The 14,525-nt window shown below is 55.7% G+C and carries 11 protein-coding genes; 5 read left to right on the top strand and 6 right to left on the bottom strand.

All coding sequences use genetic code 11. The features are described from left to right. Window positions 1–130 precede the first annotated feature (130 nt). On the top strand, window positions 131–973 hold the full coding sequence (locus HMPREF3135_RS02975) for a hypothetical protein (RefSeq protein ID WP_070437933.1): 843 nt from the start codon (window positions 131–133) through the stop codon (window positions 971–973). Between the two features lie 28 nt (window positions 974–1,001). Here the strand turns inward: HMPREF3135_RS02975 and HMPREF3135_RS02970 are convergent, their stop codons facing one another. Continuing rightward, entirely contained in the window at window positions 1,002–1,556 is a 555-nt protein-coding gene (locus tag HMPREF3135_RS02970) for a hypothetical protein (protein ID WP_070437929.1), read from the bottom strand. Between the two features lie 277 nt (window positions 1,557–1,833). Here HMPREF3135_RS02970 and HMPREF3135_RS02965 point away from each other — a divergent pair, with 277 nt between their 5' ends. After that, on the top strand, window positions 1,834–2,916 hold the full coding sequence (locus HMPREF3135_RS02965; protein ID WP_246818297.1) for a trypsin-like serine protease: 1,083 nt from the start codon (window positions 1,834–1,836) through the stop codon (window positions 2,914–2,916). A gap of 255 nt (window positions 2,917–3,171) precedes the next feature. Further along, complete coding sequence (locus HMPREF3135_RS02960; RefSeq protein WP_224786573.1) at window positions 3,172–4,311, top strand: trypsin-like serine protease; 1,140 nt, start codon at window positions 3,172–3,174, stop codon at window positions 4,309–4,311. A 98-nt stretch (window positions 4,312–4,409) separates the two neighbouring features. Here HMPREF3135_RS02960 and HMPREF3135_RS02955 read toward each other — a convergent pair whose 3' ends face one another. Both HMPREF3135_RS02955 and HMPREF3135_RS02950 read right to left on the bottom strand, forming a co-directional pair. Then, the gene (locus tag HMPREF3135_RS02955) at window positions 4,410–7,298 is read right to left on the bottom strand and encodes a DUF3427 domain-containing protein (RefSeq protein WP_070437927.1); all 2,889 of its coding nucleotides are present in this window, start codon (window positions 7,296–7,298) and stop codon (window positions 4,410–4,412) included. 41 nt (window positions 7,299–7,339) lie between these two features. Beyond that, window positions 7,340–7,732: a (deoxy)nucleoside triphosphate pyrophosphohydrolase gene (locus HMPREF3135_RS02950; RefSeq protein ID WP_038629499.1), complete on the bottom strand. Its 393-nt coding sequence runs from the start codon at window positions 7,730–7,732 to the stop codon at window positions 7,340–7,342. Window positions 7,733–7,852: 120 nt separating this feature from the next. Between HMPREF3135_RS02950 and HMPREF3135_RS02945 the strand changes: the two genes are divergently transcribed. After that, on the top strand, window positions 7,853–9,235 hold the full coding sequence (locus HMPREF3135_RS02945; RefSeq protein WP_070437924.1) for an MFS transporter: 1,383 nt from the start codon (window positions 7,853–7,855) through the stop codon (window positions 9,233–9,235). On the opposite strand, the gene HMPREF3135_RS02940 is transcribed toward HMPREF3135_RS02945, so the two are convergent. Then, window positions 9,232–10,296 carry a bile acid:sodium symporter family protein gene (locus HMPREF3135_RS02940; RefSeq protein WP_141739570.1) on the bottom strand — a complete coding sequence of 355 codons (1,065 nt, stop codon included), beginning with the start codon at window positions 10,294–10,296 and terminating at the stop codon, window positions 9,232–9,234. The two genes, HMPREF3135_RS02945 and HMPREF3135_RS02940, sit on opposite strands and share 4 nt — an antisense overlap. A 579-nt stretch (window positions 10,297–10,875) precedes the next feature. Here HMPREF3135_RS02940 and HMPREF3135_RS02935 point away from each other — a divergent pair. Beyond that, the gene (locus HMPREF3135_RS02935) at window positions 10,876–13,023 is read left to right on the top strand and encodes a DEAD/DEAH box helicase (protein ID WP_083280596.1); all 2,148 of its coding nucleotides are present in this window, start codon (window positions 10,876–10,878) and stop codon (window positions 13,021–13,023) included. Window positions 13,024–13,219: 196 nt separating this feature from the next. Here the strand turns inward: HMPREF3135_RS02935 and HMPREF3135_RS02930 are convergent, their stop codons facing one another. Together HMPREF3135_RS02930 and HMPREF3135_RS02925 are read right to left on the bottom strand one after the other, a co-directional pair. Next, window positions 13,220–13,720, bottom strand: a complete 501-nt coding sequence (locus HMPREF3135_RS02930; protein WP_049180815.1) for a hypothetical protein — start codon at window positions 13,718–13,720, stop codon at window positions 13,220–13,222. A gap of 108 nt (window positions 13,721–13,828) precedes the next feature. After that, the gene (locus tag HMPREF3135_RS02925; protein ID WP_038628412.1) at window positions 13,829–14,470 is read right to left on the bottom strand and encodes an HNH endonuclease family protein; all 642 of its coding nucleotides are present in this window, start codon (window positions 14,468–14,470) and stop codon (window positions 13,829–13,831) included. Window positions 14,471–14,525 lie beyond the last annotated feature (55 nt).

Raw genomic sequence — 14,525 nt, 5'->3', positions numbered from 1 at the left:
TAGCACGCGCACTGCCGGCGTGATCTTTCGCAGCAATTGCCGGGGGCGTGAGCCACCCCATGATTGCGCGTTTGTCGCTACGATTGGCTGCGGGTAGAGGCCAATTATCTTTCAAGGGAGGATTCCACCCATGAGCTTTTTCGAGCAGATTGCTGCGGCACTGGACCGCGAGGGCATTGAAAGTCGTGTCAACGATGACACCCTCTTCGTTCCCATTACCTCTGACCTGGAGGTTCAGTTCGTCACCATTGATGAGGACATCCCGGCTGCCGAAGTTTACGTAGCCGCTGCCGATGTGGATGATGAGGACGACGAGTTCGAAGCTGTTCTGGTCTCCGCTGTATTCTCCGTCGAAGACGCCGTCGCAGCAGTCGCTCACCATGTAGCTACTGACCAGGTTGTTGGCCTGCTTCGCACTCTGCTCGATGGCGACGATGACCGCATTGCTGACCTGGAGTTTGAACAGGACCCCGAAGAGGCAACTCTGGTTACCTCCGAAGTTGGTACCTCCTCGTTGGTACAGGTTTTGGTAACTGCCCACAACAACGAGCCCAGCGCACACGTCCGCTTCATCTCCCAGGACGCAAACTTGGACGACATCGTCGATCAGGCCATCGCGGAGTTCTGGGACTCGGACACCGAAACGGTTCTCACCGATGATGACCGTCGCAAGATGTTTGCTGACCTCTACTCTGACATCCAGACCTTGCGCAATGAGGTTCTGACACTGGGCACCTTCAAGGACTTTGACAAGCTGATGGATGTCCTTGCGCTCGTGGTAGACCGCGCAGAGGAATGGGAAGATCAGCTGGCACCCGTCGATGACGGGTATGCAGAGTACATCTACTCTGATCACGTTGCCTCCTTGGACGAGGATGATGACGACGACGAGGACGATGATGACCTCTACGACGATGGCGACTATGACGACGAGGACGACGAGGACGACGAAGAAGGCGACGACAGCGAGTAGCTATACTGCGGCAGCGCTGTGACTAGTGCTAAGCCGCTGATGGGCGAGAAGAAAAGAGCTCGCTAGGACACGGCAGTGGCCGCGCGTCCCTGGTGCCAATCCAACTATAACGGCGCCCGGGGAGTGCGAGGTCAGTGCCGTTTTCGTGTATCTTGCTGCAGTCCTGCGCACGATGGAGAGCCTCGGCTACAGCCCGAGTGCGTCGGCGGTTTTCTTCCCGTGTCCGATTCGAACCGCCAATTCCGCGGAGGACTACCTCCGATGAGGATTCCACCTTGACGGAAACGGAGTACATGAACATGGGCTCATCCTTCAGGATGAAGTATTCCGCGTGCACGTCGGCAAGCTGAGAGACCAGTGCGCGAGGAAGCGCTATCCGTGACGCTCGGACGGTGACCACAGGCCCGTCGGGAAGCGAGAAGGTGTGATCCAGCGCGCCGGGCGAATGCCTACGGCCGATGGTGGGGTGGCAGAGGATTGTGCGGATGAGGGCGAGGTCTTCGAAACATTCTGCACGGTAGGTAGCGGATAGCGGGGGAAGGGCTAGGCGACGGTGAATGGGAAACTCGTTTGTTGTACTCATGGCTCACAAATTATCGAACACCCCGGACTCATTTTTTCGAACGCCTAGAACTCGTGTTCGAAATAAGATTAGTATCAGTGGGCTACCTAAGTGGGGGTAGTCAATTGGCTAGGTGTCTGGTGTTATTGCAGGGACGCGTGGGGTTGTGGAAACGATTCGATAACGACTTTTGTAAAAGCCCAAAAGTCTGAGAAAACACTATTTCCGGGGGTGGGGTGGTGGATTAGTGTGAGTAGTGGCCCTAAAGAAAAACTAAAAATCTGAAAGATTCGTCTCAATGAAGCACGCAAGAAGTCGACTGGCGGTAGCGGCTTTCGCAGCACTTTTGTCCTTGGTGGCCCCGGTCGCTGCACATGCTGTCGTGGTTGGTCCGGGTGACCCGATTCGAACTCCCATGGAGGGAAGTCCGTGGGATGGGTATCGAAATATCAACTCGCCGATGTGTTCGGCGGGTGTTCCGGGGACGGTGACGGACCGCAACGGCGAGAAGCATCGGGTCATGTTGACCGCAGGGCACTGCCTGAATGATGCTCCGGATGTGGGTCTGCCAATCGTCACTGGTGAGGTGTATGTGCCAACCACTGAAGGTGATAAGCGCATTGGTACCGCAGGTGCCCATCGTTGGGAATTGCCGCAGGAAGATGCCGGACTGGAGTCGTTGCCGGCAGGCTTTAATGGCGCGGACTACGGAATAATCAACCTGGATCCGGACGTAGAGACTACCGGCGCAAGTTACTCCATTGATGAAAATGGTCAGAGCTACGGGGAGTCGGTAGTGATGACTGGCATTCAGGACAATGAAGACCTGCCGCGTGGCGAAGTCTCCTTCGATAATCTTGGCAAGCCTATCTGCAAGGACGGTATGCGCACCGGACGGGCCTGTGGATACCAGGTATTCCGAGCTCGAAACGGCATCTGGACGGTTGGTATTGGCGTTAATCACGGTGACTCTGGCGGAAATGCCTACGACCCGACCACAAATGAAGTTATTGGCGTGAATTCGATGACCTTCGGTCCGGTCTCGCGTGTGATGCCCGCAGATATTGCCATTCAGGAGGCCTACGGTATTCCCGACGGTCAAGTAAACGACCACTTCGAGGTATCGGATCCCACGGCTCAGCGCGACTCCACCTATCGCACCCTCAACGAGGATATGGCGGCGGATCAGGAGTATGCCCGGGCGCAGGATTCACAGGATTCACAGGAAGGTTCTGTACCGCAGCTAGTCGATCTCGTGGACCAGCTGCCGCAGTTGCCGAAACTCCCTGAGCTGCCACAATCGCCCCAATTGCCACAATCGTCACACCTGTCTGGGGCGCCTCAGTTGGCAGAAATTCAGCTTCCAAGCTTTGAGAGCTAGCACCAGTCTGAGAATCTGACAAAAATCACCCCCGAACCGTTAAGAGAGCCAGAATCATCCAAGGCGGATGGTTCTGGCTCTTGCATTGCTGTTGAGCAAACTTTTTGATGTCTAATGAGTCTGAAATGAAGACGAATGAACGGTTCCTCGACTGAGAATTTCACCCTAGGTTTCATTTTTGGAGAGCTTTGTAAAGGTGTCCCTAATACACTGAGTGGGACAAGTTTTCTGTACAGAAATGGAGTAGCGCACACTATGGCCAGTTCGAAGAAGGTCGCCACGCTCACGGCTGCACTGTCGGTAGCTGCAGGTGGCTTTGTGCCCGGAATCGCGGTAGCTGAGGCTGCACCGGCAAACTCGGATGTTGTCATCGGCCCGGGTTCGCCGTTGCGGATGCCGTTCCCGAGCAGCAAGAACATCGACGGACGTCATGTTCAGTCTCCGATGTGCTCTCTGGGAGTTCCTGGCACCGTTGTGGATCAGAATGGTGTTTCGCATCGCGTCATCATGACTGCCGGCCACTGTGTTGTGGCGAAGGATACTGAAACCGGCGAAGAGGTCACCGGCCAGTTCTTCATCCCAACCAAGGACGGCGACAAGCTGGTCAACAAGGACTACATGGGCACCGATGTCATGCCGGAAGAGAGCGACTTCGACGAAAACACCACTATGCCGGAGTTCTTCAACGAGCTCTTCAATAGCGGTGACTACGGCATCATTGAGGTTCAGGACGACATTAAGACCACCTCCATGTCCCACTCTGTGGATGAGTTCGGCAACGTCCACGGCGAGCCGGTCCAGATCGTCGGTATCGAGGACAAGCGCACTCTCGACCCGATGGAGATTTCCGTCGACAACTTCGGTGAGCCCGTGTGCACTGACGGTTCCCGTACTGGCCGCGGTTGCGGCTTCCAGGTCTTCCGTGTCCGCAACGGTGTCTGGGCCATCGCTCCGATTGACCACGGCGATTCGGGCGGAAACGCCTACAACCCAGAGACTCGCGAGGCCATCGGCGTTAACTCCATGGGTATTGGCCCGCTGAGCCGCTTCCAGCCGATTGACGTTGCTCTTGAAGAGCAGTACGACATCCCAGACGGCCAGGTTAACGAGCGCTTCAAGGTAGAGACCTCCACTGAACCGCAGTCTGAGTTCCGCACGATTGACGAGGACGTTCAGTACACCAACCAGCACGTCCCGCAGGAAGAGCCGGATTTGGGTCCGATTGGCGAGCTGCTTCCAGAGGGCGTCGAGGTCCCGCCGGAGATTGCCGACATCATCTCGGAGAGCCCAGCTCTCCCGGAGCTGCCCATTCCGGAGCTGTCGGGGTCGACCGCTCAGGCAACACAGGCTGTCAGCAACCTCTCCTCGCAGGCAGGTCTTCCGAGCCTGTTCTAATCAGGTCACTGCAGTCTCGTAGATAGAGCGTTCGCTTTACGACGCTCCGTTTAACCCCCTATTCCGCCATGGTGGCGGAGTAGGGGGTTTAGCTTTTGTTAGTCAATCGGCTTTGCGTGAAGGTACTCGAAGAATGTGTCGGGAACGGGATGTTCAAGGTGAAGCTTCATTGTGACAACATCTAATTCTTTGTCTTTTAGCCCCTTCATTGTCGTTTGTTGTGGATCGCTGGGAGTCACTTCGCCAAGGTAGGTGAATCCTTCATCTGGTAAATCATCCCTACGCACAAACAAATGGATTGGGAACTTGTGTTGGATGATGCTCTGGACCTCTTGGCTCTTGAGGGTCCTATTTGAACGTGTAAACCAGCGCATCGTCGAACGGTCAATGAATTCATCTTCGTAGGCAATGCTCGGAGCAAGCCCCTTGTGTTTACGGTAGTTCACGAAGATAGGGATCGTCTGCGAGTGGGAATCAATCTTGTAGCCATTTAGCGTGCCTGTTTGATCCGACCGAAGCCTCAAAAGACGAGAAACATCCTTTCTGGAATAGCGTTGATTGCGGCGAAGCACACCCGCGAAATAATCATTTTCGCGGGACAGGAAAAGACCAGTTTGAATGATGTCATCCACATGCTCTCGAAAGCTATTTGGATATGTCGAATCCCACTTGTTGTACAAAGTCAAAAATTCCTCAGTCAGACTGTAACGTGAGGTTTCGTCATCGTACCGGACCAATCTAATTTCTTCGTAGGCCCGCTTCGGGTAAAACTCGAGGTTGAGCACTCGTTCGACAACAGAGAGATCCAGCTCGCTGTGAGAAACAGCCCTTGTGTCGAGAAAGTCAGAAAATTCTTCACGTGTGATGGAACCATGCTTAATAAGCTGGTCAAGTAGAAGTAACTCTTGGGGTTGCTTTCCGGAAAGTAGCTCGCGGGACAAAAACTTCAAGTATTCACTCTGCTTATCCGTTGGTCCTGTTGCTGCTTTGTCTACTCGGTGGAGGAGTTCCCAATAATTCTTGGTACGCCTGGTCGAGATCACTGCAGGGTCAACGAGGTTGAACCGAGCAAAATCCATTAGTCGTGGTACACGATTCAGTCGGTACTGGAGAAGTTGAATATCCTTTTTAAATTCAGCAATCGTGTCTACCGAGGCTGTATCGATGGCTTTAAGGATCTTCTCCTTGGCAATTTCATCAAAGCTTACAGTGGAGCCCGATGGGATATTGGAGGGATCAACGACTTTGCTCTTGAGCTTCGACTTATTTCTAGATGAATCGCCGAAAAGAGCCATCGGGATCATGTAATTGTTCTTGTAGTTTCCAATAAAATCAATTACTCGGAGGTGGTCTTTTCCTGGGGCTTTGCGAAGACCACGGCCCAGCTGCTGGGTAAAAATGATGTTTGACTCGGTGCCGCGTAGCATCACTACTTGATTTACTGCCGGAATGTCGATGCCCTCGTTGAAAATATCAACGGTGATGATGTAGTCGAGTTCGCCTGCAGATAACTCCGCAACGACAGCATTTCGTGTCGAGATTGAGTCTTCACCTAGAAGCACCTTCGTCCGTAGCTGCCGGCCAAAGAGCTGCTTTTGGTTGAGCTGCTCCGACAGCGCTTTCGCTTCGTCTTTCCGACTGCAAAACATGAGCCCCTTAACTCTCTCAGGAAACCCGTAGACACGGAGCTTCTCCAGGAGATAGTCGATACGATCTTCAGCGACGAGAGCATCGATGGATGCAGTCTTATCACCGATCGCTCGAACTCCATCATCAAAATCGGTGACACCGAAATAATGGAATGGTGCGAGCATATCGGCTTCAAGAGCGGCTTGCAGTCGGATTTCGTAAGGAACGTTGAAATCAAAGAGGCGAAAGATGTCCCCTGAATCTGGACGCTCGGGAGTTGCGGTCAAGCCGAGGACAAACTCGCTGTTGAAGTATTCAAAAACTGGCTTGTAGGAATTAGCAGCGCCACGATGAACCTCATCGATAATGATGAAGTCAAAGGCATCTGGAGAAAAGGTTTTGTAAGTCGATTGGGAATACAAGGATTGAACTGAGGCAAAAAGGTATCGTGCATCAGTTTCTTTTTTCCCACCAACCAAGAGTCCAAAGTCGGCGTCCGTAAGCTCAGAACCGGAATAAGCAAGTACCTTTCGGAATTCACTCTTAGTCTTTTCCAGAATCTGTTCCCGGTGGGCGACGAACAAGACGCGCTCGGCCTCTGCTTCTTTAACTGCTAGTGCAGCAAGGATCGTCTTCCCCGTGCCGGTAGCGGAAATTATGAGGCCTTTCCGCTCGCCTGACTGCCTCAAGTCAGCGATATTCGACAGCGCTACCTGCTGCATTTGATTGGCGATAACTGGGCCCTCGGGCAGCAACTTTGTGTGCGTGTTTTTCGAAACTGGAGGTACGCGGTTCTGTTCGTACTGATCGACCCATTGATGAGTTAGTGGGATGCAACGGTTACGTTGCATATCAATGGCCGTCTCAATTTGGAACGTGATATCACCATTCTGGTGGCTGGAAAAGTGCAGATTCCACTCTTCGTTTTCCTGGAGCGCCTTTTGCGTCAAATTTGCGCTGCCGACGATGGCTGAAAGCTCAACCTCTTTGTAAAAGAGGTATCCCTTTGGATGAAAACCCCGGTGATGATCCTCGGGGTAGATGTAGACGTTCAGTCCCTCAATTTCGAGTAGTTCTCTGAACATCGATGGTGAATTGAAATCAAGGTAGTTCGACGTGATGATCGTCATTGGGCCAGAAAACTGAAGGAGATCCTCCTTCAGCATGGCAAGAGCGGCCGGAGAAATAAATGCTACTGAAAATATGAAACTCGTAGCGGTGCGTAGCTCCTCGCGGAGCGCATTGTACATAGTGGCCGACTCATCGTTGCGAATGAGTCGGGGATTGTATTTTTTGTCGGCAACGATGTTTTTATCGATGAAGCCGTATCGCAGGTCTCCGACCAGGGAATTCATCATTGTTTTAGCATACTAAATGCACGCTGCGTCGCTTGTATTGATTATTGTTCGTTTACAAGAATGTCGACTGTAGGGATGTCCGCTGGCGCCCAATCAACGGAATAAAGTTCGGCCGGTTCTAACCAACGATATTCAGTGTGCTCCGTTAGCTTGATTTCGGGAGAAGAAACGGAACAAAAGTATGTCGCCAGTGAGATAACGGCGAAGTCATACTCATGGTCGACAGTGAGAATGTGGTTCCCAATCTCAGCTTCAAGTTTTAGCTCTTCTCTTAGTTCACGGGCTAGAGCCTCACGAGGGGACTCACCTTCTTCGATCTTTCCACCGGGAAATTCCCAATAGTTTTCCATCGAGCGACCTGGGCCGCGTTGGGCGGCGAAGATTTTTCCTTCGTAGGTAAGAACCGCACCTACAACTTCGATTCGTTTTTTCATCTCAACTCCGCGTTCTGTCATTGCGCCTCATTCTAGTAATCGTCACTGTTTGCAGATCGGGCTATGGTGAACTCCTGGGCTTTTTATTTTCTCTTTTGCACAGTAGAAAGGACCGTTACCTTGTCAGCTTCCCGTTCGCGCGGCCTGCTTCGTCGTAAAGCAAAGTGCGAATCTCAGCCGGCTATCGCATCGGAGGTGGGAAGCGAATCACAAGGTCTGGGTCCTCAGTCGAGTGAATTAGACCGGACAAAACAGCCGATTCCGCGAGCGATTTGGATTCTGGTCAGCGCCGCGTTCATCATCGCGCTGGGCTTTGGGCTGATCGCTCCAATTCTTCCGCAGTACGCACGCAGCTTCGATGTGGGTGTGTTCGCGGCCAGCTTCGTGGTCAGTTCGTTCTCCATTTTCCGGCTGATCTTCGCGCCGGCATCGGGTTCGCTGGTAGAGAAGCTCGGATACCGACGCACGTACCTAACCGGCATCAGTATCGTCGCGTTCTCGACTTTGCTTGTCGGTGTTGCGCAGACATATTGGCAACTGCTGGCGTTTCGTGCGCTCGGAGGCATCGGTTCGACGATGTTCACGGTCTCGGCAATGGGGCTGATTGTGCGGATTTCACCGCCGGAGATCCGTGGTAAGAGCTCGGCCGCCTACGGCACAGCCTTCCTGTTGGGCAATGTCTTTGGCCCAATTATTGGTGCGGCAATGGGCGCATGGGGCATGCGGGTGCCGTTTTTCATCTACGGTGGCGCGCTGATTGTGGCAACGATTGTGGTCGGCATGTCGCTGAGCGCGGAGCATCTTCGCCACGTAGTGCCAAAGCGCACGACTCCAGTGCTGAAGTTCTCCGAGGCAATCCGGGACTCGGCATATCGAAGCGCACTAGTCGGAGCCTTCGCCAACGGTTGGTCGAACTTCGGCGTGCGCGTCGCGATTGTCCCGCTGTTCGCTGCGGCAACGTTCTCCCATGTCGGCGCCCCAGAACCGGGCAGCGATGGGGCAGTAGCTGCCACTGCCACAGCTGGTTTCGCGCTGACGGCCTTCGCGCTCGGCAATGTTACGGCACTTCAGTTTTCCGGTCGTTTGTCCGACCGCATCGGCCGTCGTCCACTGCTCATCACAGGCCTGTTTATCAACGGCGTATTCACTGGCGCAATCGGATTTAGCAGCGGCGCCATTCCGCTACTGATTCTCTCAGTCCTCGCCGGCTTCGGCGCTGGCATGATCAATCCATCGCAGCAGGCCGTGCTTGCCGACGTCATCGGCGCCAACCGCCAAGGTGGAAAGGTGCTCGCCAATTTCCAAATGGCTCAGGACTTCGGAGCAATCTCCGGCCCGCTGATTGTCGGCGCAATCGTGGATGCCGCAGGGTTCAAGGCCGGATTCCTTGTTTGCGGTGTCATCTCGCTGGTCGCGATGGTGGGCTGGATATTCGGGCGCGAGACTCTACCAGCCCACTCGTCGAACAGCGGAGCAAAAGAAGCCAAAGCGAAAACAGCTTAAACAGAAGCGGATTTGCTAGATTCCTTGCCTTCATCGAGCTTTCGGCAAATAGCCACATAGATAGCGCCAGTAATGTTGTGCACCACCGCGGCCACCGCGCCCGGAAGCGCGGCCTCTGGGGTAAAGAACTTCGCCGCCATACCGGAAGACAGACCCGCGGATTGCGTGCCGACCTCCACGGCCACCGTGTGCTTGCCCGCAGTCGGCATCCCGACCAGCTGGCCTGCAAAGAAGCCGAGCACGTAGCCCAGCACGTTGTGGATGATTACAGCCACAAACACAATGAGGCCAATGTGCGCCAGGCTCTCCGCATTCTTGGCCACGGCACCGAAGACCACGCCGCCGATACCGAGGATGGAAATCCACGGCAGAATCGGCAGGATTTTATTAATAAACGAGTCGGCCACAAAGCGAATGATCAGGCCACCAACCACAGGCAGGAGGACTGTCTGGCAGAGGCTCCACGCCATCCCGAGGCCGTCGACCTCCGTGTGCGCGTCGGCAAGCACGAGCATGAGAAACGGCGTCATAATCGGCGAGACCAGCGTCGACACGCTGGTCATAGCGACGGACAGCGCGACATCACCGCGTGCCAGGTAAGCGATGACGTTCGATGAGGTGCCGCCTGGGACGGAGCCCAGCATCAGCAGACCGACGGCCAGCGCCGGGTTAAGCCCGAGCACTTTCGCCACGGCAATTGCTAGCAGCGGCATGATGACAAACTGCGCAATGACGCCGAAGAGAATCGCCAACGGGCGCTTAGCGACCTGCTTAAAGTCCGGAATGGTCAGGGTGAGGCCCATCGCGAACATGATGATCATCAGGAAATATGTGATGTAGTCCGTCAGCGGAGTAAACGGGGCGGGGAAGAAGAATGCCAGCGCCGAACCCGCCAAAATAAAGCCCGGAAATCCGAGAACCTCAATTATCGCCGAGAGCTTCGACGGTGCCTTATTTTCCTGCTTGCCATTCCCAGAAATCTCCTCGGGAGAATGTGGTTTTAGCGGGGACTGCCGGGGCGAAGACGGCGGCGTTTCTGGTGCGTTGTTATTGCTGGACATTCTCTAGTGACCTTGGGTTTATACGTTGCGAAATTGCAAAAATCCGCCGAACGGTGGGTGTTCCACGGCGGAAAATAGCAGATATGTGTACAAACGTGTAGGGAAAATGTTAACTACCTCACCCCATGCAATTGCAAAATAGGTACCCCGAAGTGGGTGCAATGTGCTCGTTTGACGTCGGCCCCAGCGCCGGGCCTCATCCAAGAAATCGACCACCTAGTGTTGTGGCCTTGCTAACGGGAAATGGTTTTTTGACCGACGGTGGCGTAGTCTGGGCAGTCGGTGTGAAATCCTGACGACAATGTCGCAGAGAATCTGGCAGCGGTATAAATTCGCTGGTGAAACGCTTGAGAGTGCATAGTGCATGATGGGCGCCCCTCCTCGGAAGTAAAAGCTGAATTGGGTTTGGGCGCAATTTTTCGAAGTATGTGCAAGAGAAGCGATGTCATCGCAATTCCGACGTGAGAGCACTGAAAACAAGAACGTAAATTGGGCGGGTCATGTATGTGCGACCCAACTGTGAGTAATCAACTGTTGAATATTGAGTGTGCGGGCGAAAAGGCCCAGGAAGAGCCCCAAATGGCTAATAATGAAATGAATGGCAGCGTCGAGGAAAATCGCGAGGATCAGCGCGAAAACCAGCGCGAGGACGCAATTGTGAAGGCCGAGGATGTAGTGGCCGAGGAAGCACCAGTGGCCGGAGAGAAGGCCGCTGAGGAAAAGACCGAGAAGGTAGAAAAGACTGCCGAGGCCGAAAAGAAGGCCGAAAAGAACAAACACGACAACGACGACGACACCGTCGGCTTCGATGAGCTCGAGCTGCCGGATGACATTGTCAATGCAGTTCGCAAGGTTGGGTTTGAGACTCCTTCCCCAATTCAGGCTGCAACTATCCCGACTCTGATGAGCGGCCGCGACGTCGTCGGCCTGGCTCAGACTGGTACTGGTAAGACCGCGGCGTTCGCGCTGCCGATTCTGGCTCGCATTGATCGCTCCGTCCGCGCACCGCAGGCGCTGGTGCTCGCTCCGACCCGTGAGCTGGCACTGCAGGTTGCGGATTCCTTCCAGTCGTTTGCTGATCACCTGGGCAAGATTCAGGTCCTGCCAATCTACGGTGGTCAGTCCTACGGAGTGCAGCTGTCGGGTCTGCGTCGAGGTGCACAGATCATCGTCGGCACGCCGGGTCGTGTCATTGACCACCTGGAAAAGGGCTCGTTGGACATCTCCGACCTGCGCTTCCTGGTACTGGACGAGGCCGATGAGATGCTGCAGATGGGTTTCCAGGAGGATGTCGAGCGCATTCTTGCCGACACTCCGGATGACAAGCAGGTCGCACTGTTCTCGGCTACCATGCCGGCTTCGATTCGTCGCCTGTCCAAGCAGTACCTGAGGGAGCCGGAAGAGATCACCGTCAAGTCCCAGACTCGCACTGCGGACAATATTCGCCAGCGCTTCCTGATGGTCAGCCACCGCAACAAGCTGGACGCGCTGACCCGCATCCTCGAGGTCGAGGAATTTGAAGCGATGATCATGTTCGTGCGTACCAAGCACGAGACCGAGGAGCTCGCTGAGAAGCTGCGTGCCCGCGGATTCTCCGCTGCCGCCATCAACGGCGATATCCCGCAGACCCTGCGTGAGCGCACGATTGATCAGCTCAAGGACGGCCGCCTGGACATCCTGGTGGCAACCGATGTGGCTGCTCGTGGCCTGGACGTTGACCGCATTTCCCACGTGGTCAACTACGACATTCCGCACGACACCGAGTCCTACGTCCACCGCATTGGTCGTACCGGTCGCGCTGGCCGCTCCGGTGAGGCGCTGCTGTTTGTCACTCCGCGTGAGGGGCGCCTGCTGCGCTCGATTGAGCGTGCGACCAAGTCCCAGCTGCACGAGATGAAGCTGCCGACCGTCGATGAGGTCAACGACTCCCGTAAGCAGAAGTTCGCTGATGATTTGACTGAGGCACTTGCCGATTCGCAGGTTCCGGTCTTCCGCGAGCTCATCGAGGAGTACGCTGAAGAGCACGACACTCCGCTGGTCGATATCGCCGCTGCTATCGCTGCGCAGGCACAGTCGGGCGACTTCCTGATGAAGGAGCCACCGCGTGGCCGTCGTCATGATCGTGACCGTGATCGTTTCGACCGCGACCGCAACCGTGGCCGCGATGGTCGCTCCCGTGGTGAGCGCGGTCAGGGCAAGCGCGCCGACCTGGTCGAATTCGAACGCGAGGGCACCGCAACCTACCGCATCAGCGTCGGTCGTCGCCAGCACGTCCGCCCGGGTGCCATTGTGGGCGCCATCGCCAACGAGGGCGGCCTGTCATCAAAGGACTTCGGACACATCGACATCCGTGGCGACCACACCCTGGTCGAACTGCCGGCCAACCTGCCGCAAGAAGTCATCAACAACCTCTCCGATACCCGCATTTCCGGCCAGCTCATTGGGCTGAAGCTTGACGACGGCACCTCGGTCGACGACAGCGATGACTACCGCGGTGGCCGTGGTGGCTACCGTGGCGATCGTCGTGATGGCGGTCGCGGTCGCGGAGGATACCGTGGTGGTCGTGGCCGCGATGACCGCCGTGGTGGCGGACGTGGCCGGGGTAGCTACCGTGGAAACTTCGATGACGGTGACGGTTTCGGCGGTCGTGGTCGCGGCCGCGGTCGCGGTGGCTACCGTGGTGACCGGGATGACCGCCGCGGTGGTTACCGAGGCGGACGCCGCTAGACCTGTTAGGCAGGCGAGCAGGGGGTCGTCGTCACGCGACCACTGTCCGTGGCGCTGACCTAGAAAATAAAAAAACTGCCGGTGCGCATGTACTTCCCAGCCCTAAAAGTCGGGCCGAAACGTACAGGCGCACCGGCAGTTTTATTGTGTCTGAGCGTGTGCGTAGGCGCGGGGCCTAAGCGCTAGAGCTCAATCCTTAGATGAAGAACATCAGGATGCCGGCGACAACCCACAGCAGGGAGAAGATGCCGGAGAACATGGCCAGCTGGCCCTTCTGCTTGTCCCAGTCGAGCTCGTCAGCCTTCTTGCGACGCTCGATGAACTCCGGATCGTCAACATCCTCGTCTTCATCAGCGATGCCGAGGCCGGCCATCATCAGACGCTGACGCGGAATGATCAGGAAGAACAGCAGTGCCCAGGCGATGATTGCCAGCAGGATTGCGGCGTGCATTGCCCCGGACTTCATGTAGGTCGACACATCGGTGAACATGACACCGAAGCCGAGCAGCGGCACGAGCAGCGACCACATGCCGTAGGTGCGCGAAATGGCGTGCATGGTGCGCGCGGAGCCGACCGTTCCAGCCTCTCCGCCGCGGGCTGCAAGCGCGAGCTTCGGGAACATCGAAATTGCGACAGTCACCGGTCCAAGCAGCAGAATTGCCGCTAGGACGTGAACCATAAGAACTACGTTTTGCACGTATTACCTTTCCACGACTGAATGTAGGCCTCGCGTTCAAGCGAGGAGTGGCCTGGATATTTCCTTATTAAGACCAGTCCTTAACTTAACGTGCTCGCACTATTTTCTCTATTTCGTGCCTTTCCCAGCGCGGATCCCACACGCAGCTGCCAGCGCCGTCCAGTCTGCCGAAGATACGGGCAGGTCCCATTTAATGGCCACCGCTAAGTAACGCTGCGAATAGTCACACGCCTTCGCATCTTCGGGAAGCCATTCCGCCGGGCTGGCATCTCCTTTATCCCTGTTGACCGCACTTCGGGTGGGCGCGAGGTTGGCCTCGATATCGTTGCCAAATCGCCGACGCCGCTCGGCATCCCAGGCGTAGGCTCCGAAATCCCACGCCGCTGCCAACGGATAAATGTGGTCGATATCGACCTCATGCGCACCCACCGGGTCACCCGTGTAAGGGTCGGGGATTTCGCGCAGGGCGCCGTCGTCAAGCGAACATACAGAGCCCCCGAACCACGCCGCCAACACTTTATGGCGTGTATTGCAATCGGCAGAACCTGCCCAGACGTCGAAGCGCTCGCGCTTGTACCCGGTGACGGTGGGGCGGCCTGCGACGACGCGCACAGTGCGCAGTTGTTTGACGACGGCTTCGGCGTCCGGCCCAGCGGGGGAGGATGTGACGAGAACTCGCGTAAGTGCAAAGGATGAGACAAAGGCGGCGGTCAAGACGGCGGCTAGGATGGCAAATAAAAAAGGGCGCATACCTAGTTGGGCGCGAAAAATACTTTTTCGGTTCCTTGTAGGTATGCGCCGGGGC

The sequence above is a fragment of the Corynebacterium sp. HMSC14H10 genome (assembly GCF_001807105.1).
Lineage (GTDB): Bacteria > Actinomycetota > Actinomycetes > Mycobacteriales > Mycobacteriaceae > Corynebacterium > Corynebacterium jeikeium_D.
The sequence above is the reverse complement of the archived record's forward strand: the minus strand, read 5'-3'. Positions and strand labels throughout refer to the sequence as shown.

Coding starts and splice junctions, on each gene's coding strand:
- HMPREF3135_RS02975 (WP_070437933.1), top strand. CDS start 131: ATGAGCTTTTTCGAGCAGATTGCTGCGGCACTGGACCGCGAGGGCATT.
- HMPREF3135_RS02970 (WP_070437929.1), bottom strand. CDS start 1,556: ATGAGTACAACAAACGAGTTTCCCATTCACCGTCGCCTAGCCCTTCCC.
- HMPREF3135_RS02965 (WP_246818297.1), top strand. CDS start 1,834: ATGAAGCACGCAAGAAGTCGACTGGCGGTAGCGGCTTTCGCAGCACTT.
- HMPREF3135_RS02960 (WP_224786573.1), top strand. CDS start 3,172: ATGGCCAGTTCGAAGAAGGTCGCCACGCTCACGGCTGCACTGTCGGTA.
- HMPREF3135_RS02955 (WP_070437927.1), bottom strand. CDS start 7,298: ATGATGAATTCCCTGGTCGGAGACCTGCGATACGGCTTCATCGATAAA.
- HMPREF3135_RS02950 (WP_038629499.1), bottom strand. CDS start 7,732: ATGAAAAAACGAATCGAAGTTGTAGGTGCGGTTCTTACCTACGAAGGA.
- HMPREF3135_RS02940 (WP_141739570.1), bottom strand. CDS start 10,296: ATGTCCAGCAATAACAACGCACCAGAAACGCCGCCGTCTTCGCCCCGG.
- HMPREF3135_RS02935 (WP_083280596.1), top strand. CDS start 10,876: ATGGCTAATAATGAAATGAATGGCAGCGTCGAGGAAAATCGCGAGGAT.
- HMPREF3135_RS02925 (WP_038628412.1), bottom strand. CDS start 14,470: ATGCGCCCTTTTTTATTTGCCATCCTAGCCGCCGTCTTGACCGCCGCC.